Source organism: Halobellus inordinatus (assembly GCF_024464655.1).
Taxonomy (GTDB): Archaea; Halobacteriota; Halobacteria; order Halobacteriales; family Haloferacaceae; genus Haloquadratum; species Haloquadratum inordinatus.
In genome coordinates, this window is the sequence record NZ_JANHAV010000001.1 from 724,613 (window position 1) to 747,247 (window position 22,635).

At 57.2% G+C, this 22,635-nt stretch carries 16 protein-coding genes; 10 read left to right on the forward strand and 6 right to left on the reverse strand.

Annotated features, from left to right (window positions below):
* Positions 1-3: 3 nt before the first annotated feature.
* The 4 genes from NO347_RS03660 to NO347_RS03675 are packed head-to-tail and all read right to left on the reverse strand — an operon-like array spanning position 4 to position 5,306.
* The gene (locus tag NO347_RS03660) at positions 4-2,613 is read right to left on the reverse strand and encodes a Piwi domain-containing protein (RefSeq protein ID WP_256288308.1); all 2,610 of its coding nucleotides are present in this window, start codon (positions 2,611-2,613) and stop codon (positions 4-6) included.
* Positions 2,610-3,416: a DUF2797 domain-containing protein gene (locus NO347_RS03665; protein ID WP_256288309.1), complete on the reverse strand. Its 807-nt coding sequence runs from the start codon at positions 3,414-3,416 to the stop codon at positions 2,610-2,612. The genes NO347_RS03660 and NO347_RS03665 overlap by 4 nt, the downstream gene beginning before the upstream one ends.
* Positions 3,417-3,472: 56 nt before the next feature.
* A complete protein-coding gene (locus NO347_RS03670; RefSeq protein ID WP_256288310.1) occupies positions 3,473-4,192 on the reverse strand; it encodes a hypothetical protein in 720 nt (239 codons plus the stop codon).
* Complete coding sequence (locus tag NO347_RS03675) at positions 4,185-5,306, reverse strand: ArsR/SmtB family transcription factor (RefSeq protein WP_256288311.1); 1,122 nt, start codon at positions 5,304-5,306, stop codon at positions 4,185-4,187. Before NO347_RS03675 ends, NO347_RS03670 begins: the two co-directional genes overlap by 8 nt.
* 81 nt (positions 5,307-5,387) lie before the next feature.
* Between NO347_RS03675 and NO347_RS03680 the strand changes: the two genes are divergently transcribed.
* From NO347_RS03680 to NO347_RS03705, 6 genes are all read left to right on the forward strand, one after another.
* Complete coding sequence (locus NO347_RS03680; RefSeq protein WP_256288424.1) at positions 5,388-6,896, forward strand: metallophosphoesterase family protein; 1,509 nt, start codon at positions 5,388-5,390, stop codon at positions 6,894-6,896.
* A complete protein-coding gene (locus NO347_RS03685) occupies positions 6,893-9,604 on the forward strand; it encodes an AAA family ATPase (RefSeq protein ID WP_256288312.1) in 2,712 nt (903 codons plus the stop codon). The genes NO347_RS03680 and NO347_RS03685 overlap by 4 nt, the downstream gene beginning before the upstream one ends.
* Entirely contained in the window at positions 9,604-10,869 is a 1,266-nt protein-coding gene (locus NO347_RS03690; protein ID WP_256288313.1) for a DNA double-strand break repair nuclease NurA, read from the forward strand. Before NO347_RS03685 ends, NO347_RS03690 begins: the two co-directional genes overlap by 1 nt.
* Positions 10,870-10,942: 73 nt before the next feature.
* On the forward strand, positions 10,943-11,608 hold the full coding sequence (locus NO347_RS03695; protein ID WP_256288314.1) for a DUF8166 family protein: 666 nt from the start codon (positions 10,943-10,945) through the stop codon (positions 11,606-11,608).
* 314 nt (positions 11,609-11,922) lie between these two features.
* Positions 11,923-13,251, forward strand: a complete 1,329-nt coding sequence (locus tag NO347_RS03700) for an ATP-binding protein (RefSeq protein ID WP_256288315.1) — start codon at positions 11,923-11,925, stop codon at positions 13,249-13,251.
* A 93-nt stretch (positions 13,252-13,344) separates the two neighbouring features.
* Positions 13,345-15,636 (forward strand): phospholipase D-like domain-containing protein, encoded by a 2,292-nt coding sequence (locus NO347_RS03705; RefSeq protein ID WP_256288316.1) that lies wholly within the window; start codon positions 13,345-13,347, stop codon positions 15,634-15,636.
* Between the two features lie 349 nt (positions 15,637-15,985).
* Here the strand turns inward: NO347_RS03705 and NO347_RS03710 are convergent, their stop codons facing one another.
* Entirely contained in the window at positions 15,986-16,744 is a 759-nt protein-coding gene (locus NO347_RS03710) for a DUF8170 family protein (RefSeq protein ID WP_256288317.1), read from the reverse strand.
* Positions 16,745-16,864: 120 nt separating this feature from the next.
* Between NO347_RS03710 and NO347_RS03715 the strand changes: the two genes are divergently transcribed.
* A complete protein-coding gene (locus NO347_RS03715) occupies positions 16,865-17,980 on the forward strand; it encodes a hypothetical protein (protein ID WP_256288318.1) in 1,116 nt (371 codons plus the stop codon).
* Positions 17,981-18,026: 46 nt separating this feature from the next.
* Here NO347_RS03715 and NO347_RS03720 read toward each other — a convergent pair whose 3' ends face one another.
* Entirely contained in the window at positions 18,027-18,488 is a 462-nt protein-coding gene (locus NO347_RS03720; RefSeq protein ID WP_256288319.1) for a hypothetical protein, read from the reverse strand.
* Positions 18,489-18,668: 180 nt separating this feature from the next.
* Here NO347_RS03720 and NO347_RS03725 point away from each other — a divergent pair, with 180 nt between their 5' ends.
* The 3 genes from NO347_RS03725 (at position 18,669) to NO347_RS03735 (ending at position 22,596) form a co-directional block, all read left to right on the forward strand.
* Complete coding sequence (locus NO347_RS03725; RefSeq protein WP_256288321.1) at positions 18,669-19,226, forward strand: DUF8102 family protein; 558 nt, start codon at positions 18,669-18,671, stop codon at positions 19,224-19,226.
* Positions 19,227-19,756: 530 nt separating this feature from the next.
* Entirely contained in the window at positions 19,757-20,071 is a 315-nt protein-coding gene (locus NO347_RS03730) for a hypothetical protein (RefSeq protein WP_256288322.1), read from the forward strand.
* A 74-nt stretch (positions 20,072-20,145) separates the two neighbouring features.
* Positions 20,146-22,596, forward strand: coding sequence for an Eco57I restriction-modification methylase domain-containing protein (locus NO347_RS03735; RefSeq protein ID WP_256288323.1), 2,451 nt, complete (start codon positions 20,146-20,148; stop codon positions 22,594-22,596).
* Positions 22,597-22,635 lie beyond the last annotated feature (39 nt).

Below are 22,635 nucleotides of genomic sequence, written 5' to 3' on the forward strand. Positions count from 1 at the left end.
CTGTTAGATAAACCCGATCTTGTCTCGGAGTTTGTTCGTTGGTGGGAGGTGTTGGCGAGCGGCAGCGGCGCTTGCCAGGTCTGCGTACATCGTGGTGATTGGAAGGCGGGCAGTGGCGTTGGACGCGCCGATGTGCGCTTGTGACAGGAGGTAGGTTTGTGCGGCTAACGTCTCGATGGGAGTATCGCCGTGGACGCGTTCGACGGTGATGGGTTGGGGAAGTCCGGTGCTTTCTCTGCTGGCGAGGGTTTCGGGTTCGCCGAAGGTGGCGACGATGGCTTTGGGAAGGTCCTCGTAGATGGCTGCGGTCGCTTTCTGCGGCGTGTCGAAGTGAGCGCCGCTGTATTTCAGGACGCGGGCTGGGGCTTGTTTCCGGATTTCGACGACGTCGTACTTGACGTCCAGGTCGGAGAGGAATTGCTCGACGTCGCTGAGGTCTTCGTTGGCGAAGCCATCCCGGTGAATCGTGATGTGGTTCGGGTACCGGTCGTACCGAGTTCGGAAGCCCATCACCGCCTGCTTGACGATCTCTTTGAGTTCCTTCGGTGGGATTTTCTCCCCGGACTGCGGTCGGGATGACGTATAGCCGAGAACGGCCCCGTCAGCGTGAATCGCGGTGGTTGCGGCTGCGAGATGGATGTGATTCCCGTCGGCTGATTCGTCGTACTGATGGGTCACGTCGATACCGAGGTGGAGTTCAGAGTCCCCTGGCAACGCCCGCTCGATAGTGAACGGAATCCCGCCTGCAGCCGCAACCAATCCGAGGGCGATGTTGATGATCGTGAACCGTTCGTCGAGCGTCGCTTCGTGTGCGAACTGGCTGTTGAGGTCCTTCGTGGCGAGGACCTTCTTCACCTCGTCGTAGACACGTTCGGGATCTGCCGTGTCGAAGTACCCAGTGTTCTTCGGCGGGAGCGTGCAGAAGACGGCGTCGTAGTCGTGGTCGTCCGGGATTTCAGCGGCGAGCTCCATGCCGAGTTGGTCGGCTGACATCGTCGCGTCGAAGGTGACCTCTTCGACGCTGTCTGGCGGGGCTCCGATTTGTTCGAGTTTGCTTTGGAGCGTGGACCAGCCCCGTTGGATCCGGTCGTCCCGTTTTTCCATCCGAATGTGGCACACACGGAAGGGATCCGGTGCTTCGTACACTCCGAGGCGGGTGACGTCACTCGGGTGCGTCCCGGTCTGCCCGTCACTGAACTGGAGAACGTCTGCTTCCGGATCGAAAAGCCCCTGAACGGAGATGTTCTCATCCCCGAGCAGCGGGTCCGATCCGAACTCAACGGTGTGGCCGTCGAACTGAAGTGGGCCGAGTTCTTCGACGAAGCTCTCTGCGTTCGAGATGCACTGCTGAGCGGACAGGCGCGTATTGAGCCGTTGTTTCTCTGCGAAGTCCGGTGCGAATCGAGCGAGGTTCTCAGGATGGCCTTGGAGCGCGAGGAGCTCTGGTGGGAACGCCATCTCGGTCCCGTCGCCACGCTGGCGAACTGTCCAGATGACTTCCCGGTCCGCGTCCTCAATCTCGTTAACTTTCGCTGGATCGACCCAGGGTTCCTCTCGGTGATACTGAACGAGGCTCTTGTTGCCCTCGATGTGGAGCTTGTCGGTGACGGTTTCTGGGCCGACGCCGATGACATACAGCCCCCTGTCTCGGTAGGAGGGTGTCACCCGGAGTCCGGGATGAATCTCGTCGTCGTCGAGTTGGTCGAGCGTCCGGTCTGAGAGGATCCGGTGGCGGTAATCGACGTGCAGGTAGGCGGCACGCGTGGGGAGCACCTCGACGGTGAGGTTGTACCGCTCGTGGAGCCGGAATCCTTCTTTCTCGATTACCGGGTCAATCTCCAGGATTTTATCGATGCCGTGGATGTCGTACTGGTCGCGTTTCGCGTCCTTCAGGACTTCACCGAGCATTTCACCCAGGATCTCCCGGTCATCCTCGTCCGCGTAGACGACCGGTCGGGTGCCGACCTCGTTGATTTCGAAGCGGGGAAGATCTACGCGTTCGTGCGCGAGTTTTACTAGGGACACGAGCTTGAACGCGCTGCCGACGACGACCGGTGTCACATCGAGTTGTTGCCGGACTTTGCGACGGGCCTTGTACGTCGCCCGGAGCGTGTTCTGCCCCGAGGGTCGGAATCCTCGCTTCGGAACGAGTTCGTACTCGTAGACGTCGTAGTCCGGCAGATCATCTGTGGCACGGAACGTCGTGAGACCGTGGTCTCCACTGTTGGCGGACGTGTCAGGGGTTTCGGCGAGCCCGTCTTCGAGGGCTTCCTCGGTAGTCGGGGGGCCCTCCATTTCGAGGAGTTTGGCATCGCTCTGGACGGTGAGGTTCTGATATTCCGTCCCGTCGTTTCCTTCGTCGATATCGTACTCGACAGCGGTGATGAGGTAAGTGGCTCCTCTGTCGTAGTCTTCGTCGTAGATCTCCGCTGGTGCGGAGTTCTTCCACATCGTGATGGTTCGGTCGTCACCGCCGCCATCTGTGAATTTCAAGTTGCGGCGTGGGTACTGACCCTCGTTGTCGAAGACTGTGTCGAGCGTGAATCGAACGGCGTAGGTGTCTCCGACCGGTACGTCGTTGAGTGAGTTTTCGTCGAGGTTGATTGGTTTCATTGTGCGGCCTCCGTTGCTGGGAGACATTCGGCAGGCGCTTCGACCGTGACCTGTTTCCCTTTCAGATGGTCGAAGTTCACGACAGCGTCCTCGGTCGCTAAGATCTGACCTCGGACTCCGAGAACCTCTGACTGTATCCCCTCGTCAAGGGTGAGCTCTGGAAGGGTGCTGACGGTCGCATCGTCCCCGGCGAAGTGAACCGGGAGTGAAACAATCCGGTCTTCGATGGTTGTCTCGTCACTGGGGAGTGTCGAGAACGGTTCCAGAGGTCCTGTTAGGACGTCCCGGCACGAATCAACGGCTTCCATGAGCGCGTTTTTGGGCTGGTCCAGCGCCTCGTACCACTCCTTCGTCGATTCGGTCGACACGACAGCCTCCAACGCGTCCTCAACGATCCCGGCGACACGACGATTCGGTGTCCGAGCGACGATCATGCCGTGAGTCGCGCCCTGTTCCGCCCAACGACTCACAGCGCGATCTGCTTGCGTGATTCCAGCCTTCACGCTGTCTTTGGCGACGAGGTAGACGACGAAGTTGTGCGCGCAGGACCGCCGTTTGAACGACGGGAACGGGCAGTCCTGATACTCGCATGACGTTCCGGGCGTGAAAACGCACTGCTGGAAGGGCGGCTTCGACTGGCACTCTTGACACGGGGAGTCGTCCGCTCGGTCCCCACAGTGCTGGCACCGGAATCCGGGATGGACGTCGACGCGGATCTCTTCTCCGACGAGACCTGCGAGGTCAACCGGACCGTTCGTGTCTGCGAGGTACAGCCGTGGTTTCCCCCGAGACCAGGAGACCATCGTCGGGTGACCACTCACGGTCGCCCGAGAGTCCAGGTCGGCCAGTTGCTGAGCCGTCATTTGTACCCCCCGAGAGTACCCTGAAAGTCAGTCGGGCTCCGGTACGGATCGATGATCTCATCGGTCAGATACCGCATCGCCTCTGCCTGAATCGCCATCTCGATTTCACGGCCATAGAGCGTGATGCGACCGGTGTCGTCGAACCCGACTTCGACCTCGATGTTCCTGTTCGGGAGATCAACACGAACCTGTTCGAATGTGTCCCCGAAGTATTGCTCCCACCAGTCCGTGTCTCTCAGGTCACCCCGGTCTTGAGCCGACACGTAGTCCGGTCGTTCGCGTTTGTTCGGACTGACATCGACACGCTGGACGCGGCTGGATTCCTCGATGACCTTCCGAAGATCCTCTTCTTCGAACTCTATTGTCTCGAATTTCACGTCCTCGTCGAGAACCGCTGCGAGTGTCGTGAGAATCTCCTGTTCGACCTCCTTCGTTGCCTTTGCGATGGCAACGTAGCCGTTCTGGAGAAAGATGACCGCGTACCGTTGGGCGCGTTTCGTTTGTTCGGTGCCTTCGAGCGTAGTTAGGTCGTAGTGCGTCTCACGACCGTATTCCGCCCAGCAGATGCCGTCTGTTCCCACTTTGAACGTCTGTGGAAGCATTCCGCTGCGAAGGTCGGCGTCCGAGTTGAATGCCGAGGTGGCCTCAATTCCGGCTTCGATTGCTTCCGTGTCGATGCTCTCGTCCCGTAGTTCCACGATCTTGTAGCTAGCCATCGAACTCGGCCTCCTGGTTGATTCGTCGTTGGATGAACGGTTCCAGGGTCTCGGTCACCCGATAGAACGCGCGGCGACCTTCTCGGTCACGTTCTACAAATCCCCCGTCGCTGAGTTCCCTGAGGTGATAGGAGATGGTCGATTTGTCACGGTGGAGTTCCTCGACTAACGTACTCGGTTGGACACCGCGATCATTTGGGAGCTGGAGGATCTGTTTCAACACGGTGAGCTTCGACTCCGAGAGGTCCTGGACGCGTTCGGTCGCATCAGCCAAGTGGAGTCGGTCGGCAGCCGAATTCGTGGCTGCTACGTCCCCTGGCTCCAGTTCTTTCCGGAAGGCCTCTTGGAGTGACTCCAACGCGAGGACGTGAATTAAGCGCGGGTTCCCCTCGCTTAGCTCATGGATGCGGCCCACAGTTTCCGAAGGGAGTGTAAACTCGTTCTCGGAGAGCACCTCGAAAATGATGCGCAGCGTCTCGTCGGTGTCTTTGCGAGGGAACGCATCGAGGTAGAGTTCTTTCGAGGGCGGGAGGGAGTCTTGGACTCGTCCTCGGTTGACACCCCACCGTTCGGGCGTCCAAGTCGTTACGAATAGGCCGCTGTCCACAGCTTGTTGGAGCTCGCTGAGTGAGGTTTCGATTCGTTTGTCCAACCCACAGTCATCGATACAGACGATTGGGGATTCGAGTTCGGTCAATTCGTGAGCGAACTTATCGAGAAGGAATCCTTCGTCGGCCTTCTTTCCGAGATCCCGCGCGTCAATGAACTTCGTATCGATGTCCTCGGAGAGTTCCGTGAGAAACGATACGACGGTGTGGAGTAATTGGGTCTTCCCGATTCCTGACGGCCCGAGTACAGGGGTATGATAGACATCCTGTTGCTGAGTTACGAAGCCCGCGTATTCACCGACCTCGTCAAGTGCGTCTTCGTGATTGACTGCTTTTTCAGGGTGATTTTGGAAGTATTCTGTGAGCCGTTCGCGGCTAGCTCGTTCTGGTTGGAACCCGTGATCCGACAACCAGACTTCGTAGCTTCCGACGTGCCCCTGTTGTCCGCGTTCGAAGGCTTCTCGGAAGCGGTTTTTCTTGTCTTCGTCTTCGTTACCCGGTTCCATCGGTTCCAACTCCTCAAACTATCCAAGTTACCCAAAACTATTAAAACCTATTGCTTTTATTGACTATCTGTGTTAGCCACCATGTTGACGCTTACTCACATCGCAGATACGCACCTCGGCCACCGACAGTACGGGTTGAAACAACGAGAAGACGACATGGTGTCGACGACGCGTACTGCCTTCCGAGAGATGGTCGAGGAGCACGACACGGACGCGGTCCTGTTACCTGGAGACCTGTTCCACTCGCGGGATCTCCGACCGAAGGTCCTCGACCAAGCGGAACGAGAACTGAGCCGACTACCGGACGACGTACCGGTGCTGGTGTCCCGAGGAAACCACGACGAGAACTTGACGCCACGCGAGGTGACGTGGCTGAATTACCTGCATCGGCGCGGCCACATCGTGTTTCTGAAAGCAGACCTGGAGGCCGATCCGGAAACTGCTCGATTCGACCCATACGACCCGAGTGACCCCGGAGATTGCGCTGGGTTCTACGATATCGAGGTAGAGGAGTGTGACGGACCAGTTCGAGTGTTCGGACTCCAGTGGCGAGGCGCGAGAACAGGGCAGGCGTTGCAACAGGTGGCAAACGGTATTGAAGCGGCGAATGCCGAGCACGGTGAACCGGCGGCGACCGTATTGCTGGCGCATTTCGGAATGGAGGATGAGGTCCCAACGCTCGGCGGGACGATGACGCACGCAGAACTCCGAGATGTGAAAGAGCACGTGGATTACCTGGCGCTCGGGCACATTCACAAGCGGTACGAGGCTGCTGACTGGATCTATAATCCTGGCTCCCCAGAGGCGCACAACACGCGCGAGGGTCGCCACGACTGGGAGCACGGTTACTGTTCAATTGCCCTGTCTCCCAACGGAGACGAGGGTGAAAACACAGTCGAGTACGAGGTTGACCACCACTCGACGAAGCGACGGCCGTACTACCAGGTTGAGTTCGATGTGACGCCGTACGACTCGCCGGGCGAGCTCGAAACCGGATTCCAGGAGCATGTCCGGGGGGAGCAATCGAAGATTGACGAGTACTGCCGGAAGGAGGAGTTCACGGCGAATGGTGACCCCAGAGCACCGATCATCGATCTTCGGTTCACCGGGACGTTACAGTTCAGTCGCGGGGATTTCCGAACAGATGAGCTCGCGGAATGGCTGAAAGATGAGTGCGATGCCCTGTACGTGCAGGTGAACACGGGGATCCGGACGGCGGACGTTCAGCAACTGATCTCCGAGATCGACGAGGAGGAGGTCTTCCAAGATGGACGGTTGAACAAGGATGCGTTGGAACACCGGGTGTTCGAGACGATAGCGAAGGAATCGATCTACGATGACCACGCGGAAGACGTCGCCGACGTCCTGGGGAACGCACACCAAATGGCGCAGGCCGAGGAGGCAGTCGAAGATATCCGCGATTCGGTGAGCTCCGCACGGCAGGAACTGTTCCCTGAGTTGACGGACAACATCGTGCTTGACATCGATGAGGACCCCTTCTCGGACACGGATCCCGATAGGGAGACTGAGTTAGGAGATGAAGAACCCAGTCGAGAGGTCAGCGATGAAGCGGAGGTGGTGCAGCAATGAAGATTACTGAGGTAGCGTTAGAGGATATCAAGTCGTACGAGGGGCGGACAGTCGTGCCGATTGAAGGCGGTGTGACCGCAATCCTCGGTGAGAACGGCGCGGGGAAATCGACGATCCAGGAAGCGATTGGGTTCGCGCTGTTCGACTCGCTGCCGTTCAACAACAAGGACTTCGTGCGGGAGGGCGCGAGCTCCGGGACTGTCGAAGTCACCTTCGTGCAGGAGACGGCAAAGGGACAGCAGCGCTTCCGCGTGACGCGGTCGGCTGGTCGATCAAACTACGGCGTGCACCGGTACGATTCCGAGGGTGACGAGTGGATCGACCAGGACATCGATTCCAAATCCCAACTCATCAAATGGTTGTGCGCCCGGTTCGATGTTGAGGACAAAGAGGAGTTGCAGAGCTTGTGGGAGTCGTGTATTGGCGTTCCACAGACGCGGTTCCTCTCTGACTTTGCGGACAATCCGAAGCCTCGGAAGGAGAAGTTCGATGCGCTGCTGAATCTGGATGCGTACGAAGAGTCCTGGGATCGGCTCAAGGACATTCCGGCTGCGATTGAGCAGGAGGAACAGAAGCTCCGTGAGGAGATTGCAGGGCTCACGAGTACCGTACAGGATCTGCCTGACAAGCGGGCGAAAGCGGAATTGCTGGCCGACGAGGTCGCATCAATCGAAGCCGAGATTGAGCGTAAGACCGACGATCTGATTGAGAAAGAAACGGAACACGAAGAGTTAGAAGCCGTCCAGGATGAAATCGACAGCCTCGAACAGGAGGTGCGGTCACAGGAGCAGGAGATCGAGGCTACCGAGCGAGAGCTAGAAACTGCAGAGAAGGAACTTCGCGCCGCTCAGAAAGCACAGGAGAAATGTGAGGAGAACCGTGAGGGGTATCGCCAGCACGAGGAAGCGAGTGAGCGGCTGGACGAGCTGGAGGAACGAGAGAACGAGCGGGACACGCTTGCTGAGCGGAAAGACGAGCAGAAACAGGAGGTCTCGTCGGTCGAATTCGAGGTAAACCAGCTTGAAGATGACTTAGAGACGCTGCAGTCGGCGCAGGAAACGCTGGAGGAGCGCGAGGACGAGAAACAGCGGTACGAAGAACTCGACGAGAAGATCAACTCGCTACAGCAGCGTGAGGGCGAAGTCAAGGAACTACAGGAACGAATCGACGATCTCGCCGGAGATATCAGCGAGAAGCAAGAGAAGGTGGAGTCGCTCGAAGCGAAAGTTGAGGCCATCGAGGAAGAGTGGGAGGCAACGACGCGTCCGGGAGAACTTGACGAGAAGATTAACGAGCGGAAGGCGCGCCGGCAGCAACTGAAGAACGAACGGGAACGGCTCGAAGAGCAGTTGGAGCGGCTGCGAGATACGGATGTGGATGCGCCGTGTCCGACGTGTGACCGACCACTGAAGGAGGAACACCGGTCGGACGCAATCGACCAGCGCGAAGAACGAATCGAAGACATCGACACAGAACGTAAGGAGCTCAGCGAGGAGCTCTCCGATCTACGCGACCGTCGGGAGGAGGCCCGAAACGTCAAGCAACGTGCCGATAAGCTCCCGGTTCACCGTGAGAAGATCGAATCGTTGGAAGGAGAGATCGAGGCTCTCCAGTCAGAGAAGTCGGAGACGGAGAAGACCCTAGAGGAACTCGAAGAGGAACTGGCGGAACTGCCAGAACTCGAAGCAGAACGGGATGAGCTGCAGGAAGCGTATGACGAGTACGAGACTGCGGAGTTCCGAGTGCAGGAGCACGCGGACGTCCCTGACGAATTAGAGGAGAAACGGGCAGAGCTTGATGCTGCCAACTCGAAGTTGGAGGATATCAACGACGAGTTGGCGGAATACGAAGGGCTGGACGAGAAACTGGCCGAAGTCAAGGAGACACTGGAGAAGACCGAGTCGGCGTATCAGACGTACATCAAGCATGAGCAACAGGCCTCCCAGGTAGAGGAACGGCAACAGGCCGTCAACGAGACGGAAGAGGAACTGGCCGAACTCGAAGATGCCCTTGAGGAGACGAAAGCCGAACTCGAAGAGACGAAAGCAGCGTTCGACGAGGAGCGGCTTCAGGCGCTTGAGTCGGACATCGAGGACATCAAAGGCGAGATAGAGCGAGCGAAAGGCTCGCTCGAAGAAAAGAGGGAAAATCTCAGCGAGACGCGCGAGGAAATCCAGCGCTTAGAGACGGCGTTGGAGGAGCGGCAAGAGAAGCTCCAACAGTTGAAGGAGCTGAAAGCCGATCACCAGTTCGCGGAATGGGTCCGGGAGAATGTTCGGGAGGCAGGGCCGAAGATGCGAGAGATCATCACCGACCGGATCGGGGCGCGGGCGAACGAGTTGTTCCGGACGATCCGCGGTGCCTCCGCAGAAACGCTTGAGTGGACGAGTGATTACGAGATCGTCGTCCACGACGCGGACGTGAAGAAGTCGTTCTCGACGCTAAGTGGTGGTGAGAAGATGGCGGCTGCACTGGCGGTGCGGCTTGCCATCCTCGAACAGCTGGCGTCGGTCGGCGTCGCGTTCCTTGACGAGCCGACGGCGAACCTCGACCGGCAGAAGAAACGGAATTTGGTCTCGCAGCTGAAGCAACTGGATAGCTTCGAGCAGCTCACCGTGATCAGTCACGACGAGACGTTCGATTCGATGACGGACTACACGATCTCCGTGACGAAAGACCGGCAGACGTCGGAGGTGACGGTGAATTAATGCCAATTGACAAGCGGGGGGTCGCCAGCGAGTTAGAAGCCAACGTCGAGACGATTGAAGCGTATCTAGAAGACGACTCCGGAATCGTCGAACGATACCAGAATGCATTCGAGCGGCTCCCGGACGAGTGGACGAGCCGTGAGATTCGAACGGCGTTACAGGACACGTCGTATCCCGGCGCGTACCCAACGGATGGGTTCGATGATGCTGGTCGCATCATCGTTCCATATCCGGAGAGTGACGGCTGGGAAAACCATGAGGAGGTCAACGAGTGGGCGCGCGACATCGTCCGAGATGTGCCCGTAATGGCTGTCGACGGGTCACAGCTCCCGCCGACCACGCAGTTCAACGTCCCGGTCGCGTACGTGCAATCGGCGTGGGCGGTGAATCATCACCACGCGGAAGGCCGACTTGACCGAGGCGTCGAAGGACGGCTACTGACGCCTGACGAGGTGACACAAGAATCGGAGGACGGCGATTACCGGTTCGTCGATTCGCAGCTTGTCGGTCATCATCGCTACGAACACGAGGGGCAACTCCTGATCGAGAAGTTGTCGGATCTGGCCGCTGCTCGTGATGCGGGCGACATCGAACGCACGCCGGTCGTGTTCTACGACGGGCCGTTGATCGCGTCGTTTGCGAACCCGCTAAAACCCGAAACCCGAGAACGATACCTCTCGACGTTGAGTCGAGTAATTGCGGCGAGTCAGCACCACGAAATTCCACTGGTGGGATACGTTGCTGGGTCGAGCGCAACGGAACTGGTGAAAATGACGCGACTCCTGTGGCGCGAGGAGTTCGAAGATGATCGCGTCATTCCGGACGCGCACGTGCTGACAGAGTTGATGAGTCCGTGGGGAGACATCACGCTCCCGTTCATCTCGAAACGTGACGGGAGTATTGACGCCTTACAGGCAACATACGAGGGAGAGACGTACGAGTTCCGCGACGATATCCTGTTCACGTACCTGAATGTGCCGCCAGGCGCTGGGCTTGACCGTATCGAGTTCCCCGGGTGGCTCTGCCGCAGCGACGGTCCTGACGGATATGAGTCGATGTTCGAGTACACCGTCGAGATCGTCCGAGCGGAGGCCGGTATCGGGCGTGGCTATCCGGAAATCCTCCAGCAGGTGGATAGCGATGCGGTACTGGATCATCAGGATCGGCAACAGTTCCAGCGGGTCGTGCAGCGCTGGGCCGAATCGAACGACGTCCCGTTAGAATGGAACGCCAAAGCACTTAGCAAGGAACTCCGCCGCCGATGATGAACGCTTTCGCCACGGCGACGACTGAAGCACCGCTCACTCGACTACTCCGAAGCACCACCGAGGTAAACCTATGACAGAATCAGCAACAGAACTCGACACCCCGGATCTCGACTCATGTGTCCGGATTGGGAGCATCGTTTCCTCGAACAGCCATCTCGACTACGTTGTCGAGATCTTCAAAGAGCGAGACTGTGACCGCCCGCCAGAGCTCCACGAGCGGGAGTTCGGGCAACCCGTCTTCATCAAGAAAGTCATCGACGGCACGGAGCACGCGGTTATGGGCGTGATCTACGACACGAAGCTCGTCGACCCTGACCAAGGCCGCACTGGCCCGCGGCTAGCCCAAGACGACCAAGCACAGTTCACGCCCGGATACATCGAGGAACGAACGACACTCGCCGGCGTGGCGCTCCTCGGTACGGCGGTCGTGACCGATGATCGGACGATTGCGGATCCAACGCATCGGATGCCGCGATGGACGCTAGAGGTAGACGACACGGTCTACCACTGTCCGGATGAGGTGACCGTCTCCTTCCACACTGTCGACGGACAGATCCAGCTGGCTTACCTCGACCGACTCATCGACATCGCGGGTGACCTCGGTGCTGAAGTCATCGTCGCACTGATCGACCGGCTCCGACGGATGCTCCCTGAGGACGACCCGAACCAGCGGGTACTGGACGTAGTGGAGCAAAACATCGAGTGGCAGGCGCACGAGCGTCGGGGGGTTGTCTGATGTCCGGGAAGCAATCGGTCGTCGGAACCGTCGCCGGACCTGGAGAAGACCCGAATGAGTTCGTCTTCGTCACCCCTGCGGACAAGTCAATCAAGACGGGGGAGTTCATCACCTACACTGTCTCCGTCGATGGAGAGAACCGGTCTGTGTTTGCCCGCGTGACGAACCGCGAATTGATTCGCGGACTTCCCGACGGTTTCCTCGCAGATCCGGAAGTTGGTCCAGATACCGTCGCAGCAACGCTCGGAGTACCGACCGACGACACCGAATTGTACCGGCTGACGGCGACGGTCATCGGGTACTACGACACCGATATGACCACGTTCGCCAATCCGCGACAGCTCCCGTCTCCGGGAACGCCGTTGTCGATTGCGCCGGATCAGCAGCTGGAAACAGTCCTACCGAACCTCGGGTGCGAGACGGACAGCGCAGACGTGACGGAGCTGGACGGAACTGCACACCTGGGGTGGTTATTGAATCGGCCGTCCGAAGCGACGAATATCCACATTCCAATCAAGGAATTCGCCTCAACGCACCTAGCGATCCTCGCATCCACCGGCAGCGGGAAATCGTACACAGCGTCCGTACTCATCGAGGAGATGATGCGGCCCGGTTCCCGCGCGTCTCTCCTCGTGTTCGACCCGCATGGCGAGTACGACAGCCTCGCGGACATACAGGGACACGACGCATTCCAAGGAGAGGATGGGTACGACCCGGACGTCGTGTACTACGATCCCGAGCGGCTTCGCGTTCGCATTTCCGAATTGGACATTGGCGACGTTATGGCCGTCTTGGACAATCCGAGCAATCGGATGCAAGAGCGACTGTCGACGGCATGGCGTGCGATGCAGCGGCGCGAAAGCCGAACGTGGGGCGTCGATGAACTCATCAATGAAATGGAAGCGAGATACGGGGATGACGACGCGAGTGTCGGGGCCTTAGAGTGGCGTCTCCGCCGGTCGATAGAGCGGAACGATCTGTTCCACCCTGAGGACAACGTCCCGCTGGACGAAATCGTGGATCCTGGTCAGTGTACCGTCCTGCAGATGGATACGCTGGATCGATGGAACCAGCAACTCATCACGACTGTCCTGTTGCGACGGATGTATCGAGAACGACTCGATGCCGTGCGAGACAGGGACTCTGAAATCGGTCACCCGATCTTTGCGCTGTTCGAAGAAGGGCATCGGTTCGCACCGGCTTCCGGTGACGCACCGTCACTCGATATTATGCGCACAATCACATCCGAGGGCCGTAAGTTCGGGTTCGGACTGGGCATCATCAGTCAACGTCCTTCAAAGATCGACCAGGACGTGCTGTCGCAATGTGGCACCCAGATCTCGATGCAAATCAAGAACCCGAACGACCAAGACGCGATCAAGAATTCTGTCGAGGCTGCAGGTGAAGATGTACTCCGTGAGTTACCCGGCCTGACGCCCGGACAAGCGGTGGTTTCTGGTGATGCGATGAACACGCCAGCGCTGATTCAAGTTCGGCGTCGGCGTACGGAGCACGGGGCAGAGAGTCCGGATGTCATTGAGGCTTGGCGTGAGGCGTACGATCAGCGCCAGCGGGAACCAGCTCAATCGGAGTCCGCAGACTTCGGTGAAGGAGATTCAACGGGGGTCCAGAGCCTTGATTAAGCGAGGGCAGCGGTTCGAGACGGTCGTTGTGGAGCGTGACTACCGTCTTGACTCCGCGGGAATTCCACTAATCGGGTAAACGAAGGCAGAACTATGGATGAGATAACAGCGAACATTTCGTTTGACAAGTTCGCGGACATGCCGGAATTCTACGGTTCCGGTGAGGCGGGGTATCGGTTGGTGATGGTGAAAAAGCGTGAGGACTTTCTCGACCTGTTCGAGGGGGCCCGCCACGTAGATGCGGTGACGTACGCTGAGACGCCGGAACTGATGGTCCGGATGCTGACCGAGTATGACATCGATTCACTCGATGTGCTGGTCGGGAATGCTAACGACTACGCCAATCAGGTCAACGATGTCTCAACCGCGCGGTCGCTCGTTCAGCTCCGGCAGGACGACCGGCTGACTGTTCGACTGAAGAACCGAAAGATCGTCCACTCGAAAATGTACCGTATCGTCATGCCGGACGATACGGTGAAGCTCGTTCATGGGTCCGCGAACCTATCCGTTAACTCGTGGGAGTACCACACGAACCAGATCTCGGTCATCACTACCGAAGTCGGGACGGAGCTCGATGAGGAGTTTGCAGCGTTTATCGACGAGTACCGAGAACGATACAGCAGCCAGACGCTTCTTGAAGGGCTGGTCGAAGCCATCGAAGACGCAGACACTCCCGAAGAGCGCGAAAACCGCATCGAGTACTGGGTCGGATCTGGAGATTTAGACGTAAGCGATACGGCCGCGCTCAACCAAGATGCGACGGAGGATCTGAAGGAGATCGCAGATCGAGTAACGGCAGCAGTCGATGACCCTGAGGAAGCGGATGAATCAGTTGCATTCATCGATGAGCCGGAGAAAGCCGACCAGACGGTCGTCAAACCAGATGGGTCAGGTGACGACGATGACACCGATCCGAACGAACCTTCGGGAACAGAGGGTGATAGCGAGGAATCACCGGATGTGGGGCTTGTCGAATCAGACAACGAAACGGCCCTCACCGAGACGTTAGACCGGCCCCGAGTTCGGACGCCAGAGAAGAAAATTCGAATGGGGACTAGTAAAGTAGACAGGGATGTCGCCGACGAGTTCAGCTCTACTCTCCGTTCCCGCGGCGCGACTGTCGAGGATCACAGTATCACAGCTCCGCTGAGCGCCTACAACAACCAAGTTCGGGAATCAACAGAGATCCCCACCATGTCCGTCGTCCCCGAAGCCGAACAGGTCATCATCGGCGATGATGAGGACCTGATTTTAGTCGCTACGGATCCACCGACTCCCGAGGTTCTGGACCATTGCCTCGATACCATTGAGTCCTACGTCGAGACCGTCAAAAACCACGGGTACACCCAGACACCGACCGCCGTAATGGCTCAGATGTACGAAGCGTTCCTCTACGGCTTCTGGGCCCCGTTCGCCAACCAGTACGCTGAGGCACTCTCGTCCCCGTCGCGGACCCTCGACAACGTCCTACAGCACCTGTACATCGAAGGGAACAGCGACGCCGGAAAGGATAAACTCACGGAATACATCCTCCGCCTGGTTTCGGACAACACAGTCATTTCTGGAGTTGATGCAGACGACGTGGGTGTTGATGAGATTCGCGGAGTTCGGGAGTGGGACACCTGTTTCCCGTATGCGATCATCGACGCGGAGAAAGGCAAGATCGAAGGGTGGAGCCCAATCCGAAACTACTGGGGTGATTGGACGCCGACCAGTGTCGATCAGCCGTGTCTGATTTTCACGACTAACGATTCGCTTCCGAAATCGGAGTTCCGGAACCGAATGAAGATCCTCAGTATGGACGTGTCGTTCCCTTCGAATCCAGAAGACCCTGGGTTCCATGAGGCGCAAGACGATCTCGCAGAAGTGTTAGAGCGAGAAAACCCGATATTCAGCTACGTGGCTCGCCGGATGCTAGCAGAGCAGCCGTGGACCGAAGGCAATGGCACCGTGGAAGACGTCCGCCAGATCTTCTGTGACTTCTACGAGGAGGCTGGCCGAGAACCACCGGAGTATTTCCCTGCTAATGAGCCAGCGGAACAGATGTACGATACAGGGCGGCTCAAATGGCAGCGCGACATCCAGGGAGGCCGTGTCGAGTTCGAATCGGAACCCGATGGGATGAACGCTGACTTTGACCGCGAGGATTGGGAAGTCTACGACTACGAGAAACGACTGGACAAGCGGTTCATGTCCGATAAATCTGGGACGAGTGTCTACATCGGTGCACCGAAGGAATTTGCCGAGTGGGTCGGCTACTCGGTAGACGAACTACTCAACGGACCCGCAGAAAATGGTGAGACTACCGACCAGCCGGCGGAATCTGACGCAACTCCTGAAGAAACAGACTCGCCTGGATTCTTCCGACGGCTACTCGGCAGCTGACCCACGGCCCACACTTCACCACTATGAGCAGGAGGGCTGAATGTGCCTAACATACTCTTTCACTCCGGTAAACAAGCCGCGTCGGTTACCCAATAGCAGTATGTCGCCAGTCCACCAGGGTGAGTGAGTTGAATGGCGACGAATTTCCCTTGCTGAAAACACGTGACGCTCAACACCTGAATAGCATCAAATATCTTATTAGAGGTGGTGGCGGGGTATGTCCAGAATTATTCGGGGCCTGCAGACGCCTTCAAGCGGTATCTCTCGATAGCCTCTCGGGGGGTGTCCAGAAAACTCATAACTTAGTTGTTAGAACATATTGGTTCTGAATCAACTGCGTTATGCAGTACTACGGAACTTCATCGACGACATCACGGAGGTCATCTGGGCTGGACCAGGCGAAGCATCGGTCGTGGAGTTCGAAGAGACGGAATTCGTTCAGGTGAACCCAGCTGTATGAGACAGGTGCCTGTTCGCCGTCCTCTCGATCCTCTAATCGGTCGATGACGTCGGGTATCGTGAGGCTGATGTCGTTCTTGTTGGCTGTAGTAATGAGTGAGTCCAGCTCTTCTTCGGTAGCCGCTTCGTCGAGATCGTCGTTGAAGTAGATTGTCGCGGCAGCCGCGATGACGTCTGCTTCCGTGGCGAGATTCTGTTCGGACATCCACGCGTAGTCTCGCGGCAGCACGTACGATTTGTCGAAGTATGGTGTCGTGCTGATCTTCCCGAGTTCGGTAACTTCGCCCCCGGCATCCTGTTCATACACAGCGACGATAGTATCGGCATGCGCGGCGAGGAGAGTGAATCGGATGCGGAAGACGGGGAGTCGGTCGATATCTAACTCGGGGAGATCGGCCATCAGGAACGGGTATGTGCCGAGGCGCTTGTCGAGTTCGTTCTGGACGATGCGGAGTCGTCGAAGGTATGGGTCGCGGTAGCTGCCGAGGATGAAGTACGAGTCTTCGGGCGTGTGGAGGTGCGGGAGTTCTCGGTTGGCGAACCCCAGTATTTCCGACGTTTCGTGAGGTTCTAATTCGAGACCCTGGAGCGCGTCGTTCACGCTCTCCATGATCTCTGTTGCATTCGGGGGCGGGCCGGGGTCAGCCATACTGGTGCTCCTTGGAGACGGAATAAATAGGTTGCTAACCAATATGGCTAATACGCTGATTGACCACACCAGTTGACCCAAAGTATTATTCGCGTCGCCGAGGTACTCTCAAGTGAGACTATGAGTGATGCGTCTGCCGCGGAGGGTGGCGGCCCGTTCGAAGAACAGCGGCAGATCTACGACCTCCTCTCCCAAGAGACGCGGCACTTGATTCTGCAGTTCATCCTTGGCCACCCAGAGCATCTCCCCTCACTCGACGAGTTGGCGTACATGATGCCGAAGAACAAGGCCGCAATCCGGGATCAGCTGGAGGTTCTCAGTGACAACGATATCATCGACTGTTATCGGTACCCGCCGAATGAGGACGCGCGTGATCTTCCCAGTCAGTTCTACGGCCTGACTGAACACGGTGTGGAAATCCTCTACGAGTACAATTACCTCCGTGGGCTCCCCGTAGCGCGTGCCCTCTACGACAACACGCGCCTATCAGAGAAAGCCCAACGGCACCGTGATGCGCCGCGTCCAGAACTTCCAGACACAGTCAGAGACGCACTCACGATTGACGAGGATGACGACACAGATTTCGACCGCTTGGAGCGGTATATCCAAGAACGAAAGGGGAACACACACAGCGTCGACGATCAGGTAAACGTGGCAAAAGCGTTCTACAACGCAGGGATCGGTCCCGAGCAAGAGGGACTCAAGCGAACAGAACTGCTGGACTCGCTTGATGTCGACATCGAGTACCAACCGCGAACAGTACTGAATCACCTTGTCGATGCTGGCGTGCTTGCCCAGACCGCGCCGCCCGGACCGGATGTCTTTGCGATTAGCGAGCGGCTTGACGACATCGTGAATGGGCAGGTGACTGAGGAAGCAGAAGCAAACCTGGATGCGTTGATCGCGCATATCGACGACGAACTGCAGGTCACAGCGCTTTCTGAAGACGCTGCAGAGCGGGACGGCCCGCAGACCCGGGTGTCAGCACCGTCTGTCGCCGTCGCTGACGGCGCTGGTCGAACAATTCGAAGTATCCTGGCTACGGAGTTCGGTATCGAGCCAGAACAGGTCATCGACTATCTTCGGTCCGGTGACCCAGTGGAGCGACTCAATACGGCTGTCGAAGCGATTGAGTCCTCTGAGGAAGTCACGAAATCGGAAGACTACGGGCAGATCGTATTCGTTCGACCGGCGTATCGGTACCGGTTGACCGAACAGGCGATAAATCTCGTATAAGGGGATTCGTTTCTGTTAGTCCACGTGTGCTGACCGGTGACGAGCCTTAGAGACCGGAGTGGGGATCTATGCCGGCGCAGTCTTCGCAGAGGACGCCTGGTTCGCCTTTGTCTGGATGCCCGATCCAAGTGTTGCCGATTGATTTTCCACATTCACGGCATTCTTCAGGCGGCTCAGGGTGTCGGTAGGCGTCAATGAGCTCGTAGATCCAGATCGCTTGCGCGACCTTATGCTTGCCTTGAAGGGCGTACGATTTCAATTCTGCTGGGTTATCGAATTCTTCAGATTCACCTTCCAGTTCTACCCTGGTCGGGGTGCTTACGAGGTGGTGTTGTACGAACGCGATGGCTTCTTTCTTGGAGAGGTGTTCGCTGGCAGCAAGTGCGTCGATCAGTTCGTATGCTTGAGGGCGTAGTTGGTCCTCAAACACGTCCTGTGGCGTTTTGCCGTGTCCGTAGCGGGTTGAGTTTGTCTCGATTCTTGCTTTGATTTCTTCGTCTGTTGGCATGGTCTGGGTGTGCGGTGGTTGGTTGCGGCGCGGTGCATTCGTGAGGTCGACAGAGAGCGGAATAGTAAATTCGAGAACACTGTAATCGGAACCCGATGACGATCCCCGGGAATTCTTTATAATCAACTGAGACCGTGTTCGGAATGAGTTATGACTGGACCGGATCGACAACGCGGGATCTTGACCACAGACGACCGTGATTACCTCGCTGGGCGAAAGAACCTACAAAGTGATAGCGCGCGGAATGCCAGGAAACGGATCCGAGACAGGGTCAGAAACGGCCTCTACGATTTTGAGTACCTCGCAGCAGAGCTCGAAGAACGAGACGTAACCCAACTCGTCACGGAATCAGGAGAAACAAACACGCAAGCATTCGACGCCGCAGAAAACGCTATCGCGTTTATCTACCGGATGTGCGCGTACGCACCGGACTCACCAGGGTATTCCACTAATGACCGGTTTCGAGATGTCCTCCAGAATGGAATCGAGAAGGGGCTTGATGACCGGCACGAAGTGCTTGACTTCAACCTCGATCTTCACTGCGGGTTGCCACGAGAAGCGCGTAATCGCTTACTGAGGAAAGCATATCAGGGTGAAGATATGACGTTGGCAGAGCTCCGTGAACTGCTCGAAAACGACTATCTCGACGATTCCTATATCTTTAGACCACTTGGCGAAGATGGGCTGCCAAAAGATGTGGAGCCACAAGATGTCCTCTCACACGACGACTTTCGTTGATTGCTCGTAGAGAATCAAAACAAGGTTAGATGAGCCAGATAGGCTTTAGACGGACAGTTAGCTCTTGCCGGAGTGAGAAATTAGCATCTATTTGATGGATCGTCATCGTCGGTCAGCACGGGGTGTGTCCAGAATTTTCCAGTCAGTACAGGCCATATTGGACAGGATTTCTCACTGTCAACACGGGGGGTGTCCAGAAAACATATCAAGAATATGAGTGCGACAGGGTTGCTGTTCCGATGACTGCGGCCGAGGATGATGTCCGGACGTGCGTGAGTGATTCGTTGCTCTCTCGTAGATGTTCGGTGAGTCATAGCCATATCAAGCGATTCTGAAGAATCCATGTCGCTGTTTACTTTCTACCCCCCGGGCTGGTGGGCTCTGAGACCGTTTTGCCCGATATAGTCGTGCTGTGAGTCGGGCGGTCGTACTGTGAGTCCGGATTCCGGGTTCTAACGGCCTGTAGCGTTAGAAATCTCGGGTTCTCAGGGCTAACCCTTTAATACAACCAGGTCATGTCAAGGTGTGCAATGCAGCGCGTCATCGACCGAAAACTGTACGACACGGACCGAGCCGAACAAATTGCCCAGTATGCCCCAAACACGGATCGAGGTGATCTCTACTACCTCGTCGAAACGCTATACGAGACCTCGGACGGGGAGTACTTCCTCCACTGCGAGGGCGGTGCGGCAACCCAATACGCCAAGCCGTGTAGCGGAGGCGGCACGACGGGCAGTGCGGAGATCGAACCGCTCGATGAGGAAGCAGCGCTAGACTGGTGCGAAGAACGCGGCATTGACGGTGAGACCGTCGTCGAGGAATTCGGTTACTTGATCGAAACGTAGTTCCAGCGACTGCCTCGGAAACCACTCCTCTCTGAGTGGCTGGCGTACTGCGGATCGTGCCCGCAGCGAGGAATATGAGGGACCTAGAAGAAATCAAGCGACTCCACCGTCGCGGAACGAGTGATAACGCTCGTCCGTATCCTCAGACCCCTGTCCCGTCTCCGGCGATGGGTGGTGGGGGAGACCGCTCACCGGTTACCCCAGTAGGATTGGACGCACGGCGGCATGAACAGGTAGACGCCGTCATCCAGAAGTTGACAGGTGATCGGCACGAGATTCCAGCACCGTTCTCGAAGCGAGAGCTGTACCAGACCGCTGCAGACGTAGGAATCGAGGTGTGGAAACCCGCAGTAAAGAACCGAGTCACCGAGCGTGTACTCGACCGACTCAGCTACGAGTGGGACTCAGCCTCTCAAACATTCGCGCCCGTCGTCACGGATGAACTCATCAAGGACATTCAACGGGCAGCAGGCACCATCACTCCAGCATTCAATACGAAATTGTCCGAGTCGCTCCACAAGCAACTCCAGGAGTGGTGCGAGCTGCACGGAATCGGGTCGATAGAAACAGTGGAGGTACAGAGAACTGTTGCGCGACACGCCGTCCTGAATGTTCTCCTAAAAGCGACGATGTACGAATGGTACCGGTTTCACGGCATCGTTCCACCACTCTCCAATTCGGTACAACAGGCGTTTCACAACGCACGGAAGCAGACAGGAGACAGAGCATTCAATCAGTTCATTCTTGACCACGTCACAGAACTGGCTGATGAGGACCTCCTGAAATCTACGTTGGCTCACCGGGATCGATTGCTCTTCTCACCCCAGCCAACGGAAGATATTGGGAAGCTCTACGCGGAGCTAACACCGAGCGAGTATCGACAGTCACTCGGGCAGTTTCGGACACCGCCGGAAATTGCAGTGACGATGAAGTCCTGGGCTAACCGCGATGTCGACCACCTTCTCGACCCTGGAATGGGAGCCGGCGTACTATCCAGCGCGTTTCACCCGCGCTGGAGTCTAAACACTGACCCCACGCACGTCGACGGGATCGAACGTAGCCCCCTCGCTCGGGTCATGGGCGCGACAGCACTCACTTTGGGTGGACAGCTGAATACGCCGCGAACACACGACTTCCTCAATCTTGATCCAGACGAACTACAACACGATATTGGCGGGATCGTATGTAACCCCCCATACACGAGCGGGGATGCGCTCCCGAAAGAGTACAAAGAACAGATCAACGCCGACATGGAGCAATCGACAGGAATCGACGTCAGTGCGCGATCACCACTCTACACGTATTTCATGTACCATAGTCGGTCGTTCCTATCTTCGGGCGACCGTGCAGCGTTCCTCACGCCGGATAGATTCCTCACGACGGCCTACGGCGACTCACTCAAACAGTTCCTACTTGACGAGTTTTCCATCACCGCGCTCGTTCAGTTCGACCCAGAAGGCGAATCGGTTTTCGAGGACGCCCAAGTCACCGCACTCGTTTGCTTCTTAGAAGCATGTTCTGGTGGTAACGAGGGTGTGACGCGCTTCATTCGCGTGGACGAGTCCATCGATTCGAGTACGCTTCGTAACGCGGTGCAGAATGGGGAGCAGGGTGAGACTGAGTGGGGATTCATCAATCACGTGCCGCAAGCGGATCTTGTACCCGGGCAAAACTGGGGAGCACTATTCGATCCCTGCGACGTTGATACAAGCGAGCTGACTGAGCTCGGCGAGTTCGTCACGATCCACCGCGGGAAGTCCACCGGCGATGTGACGTTTTTCTGCCTGACTCAGAACGAAGTCGATGAGTCAGGAATCTCTGAGAAACACTTGTCTCGACTCATTCGTCAACCAAGGCTCGTCGACGGGTACGACTTCCGTAAGGAGGACTGGGAACAACTACGAGCTGCTGGTGAGGAGGTCTGGCTACTAAACCCGGACGAACTACCAGGAGTCCGGAAGTCACGGGAGGACTTCGAGAAGCAAGTGTTATTCAACGCTGACTCGCTCCCGAGGAACAGCGACGGCGAGATGTCGAACGTCGTTTCGTATCTACAGGATAGTGTCTACCGGACCAGCTCACTTGGAGCGAACGTAATCGAGAACCGCCCGTACTGGTATCGACCCCGTCGACAAGCCTCACCTCGGTTCTTGGTGCAAGACGCCGGTCGAGACGGTTTCACCTTCATCCTCAACGAGACAACGGCGAGAAACATCAACAACTTCCGTGGATTCTACGACGTGTCCCTTGATGAAACTGAACTGAAAGCGTTGCTCGCGTACCTGAATAGCAACGTCGGACAGCAGGTGATCCAGACGCAGACACAAACGCAGCAAGGCGGCTACGAGAAACTCAGCATCAATGCGCTCAACGAACTCCCTGTTATCGATCCGACAGCGCTCGAAGAACCAATCGTGGCGGCTCTGGCCGACCTATTCGACGAGTTGTGCGAAACTGCCAGAGAGAATGGCGATTGTGAATCGGTGTTAGAGCGTCTCAACAGTCTGCTCCAGCAAGTAATCTGATTGGCTAGTCTGTTTTTCAGCCGAAGAATCGCTCTTAGA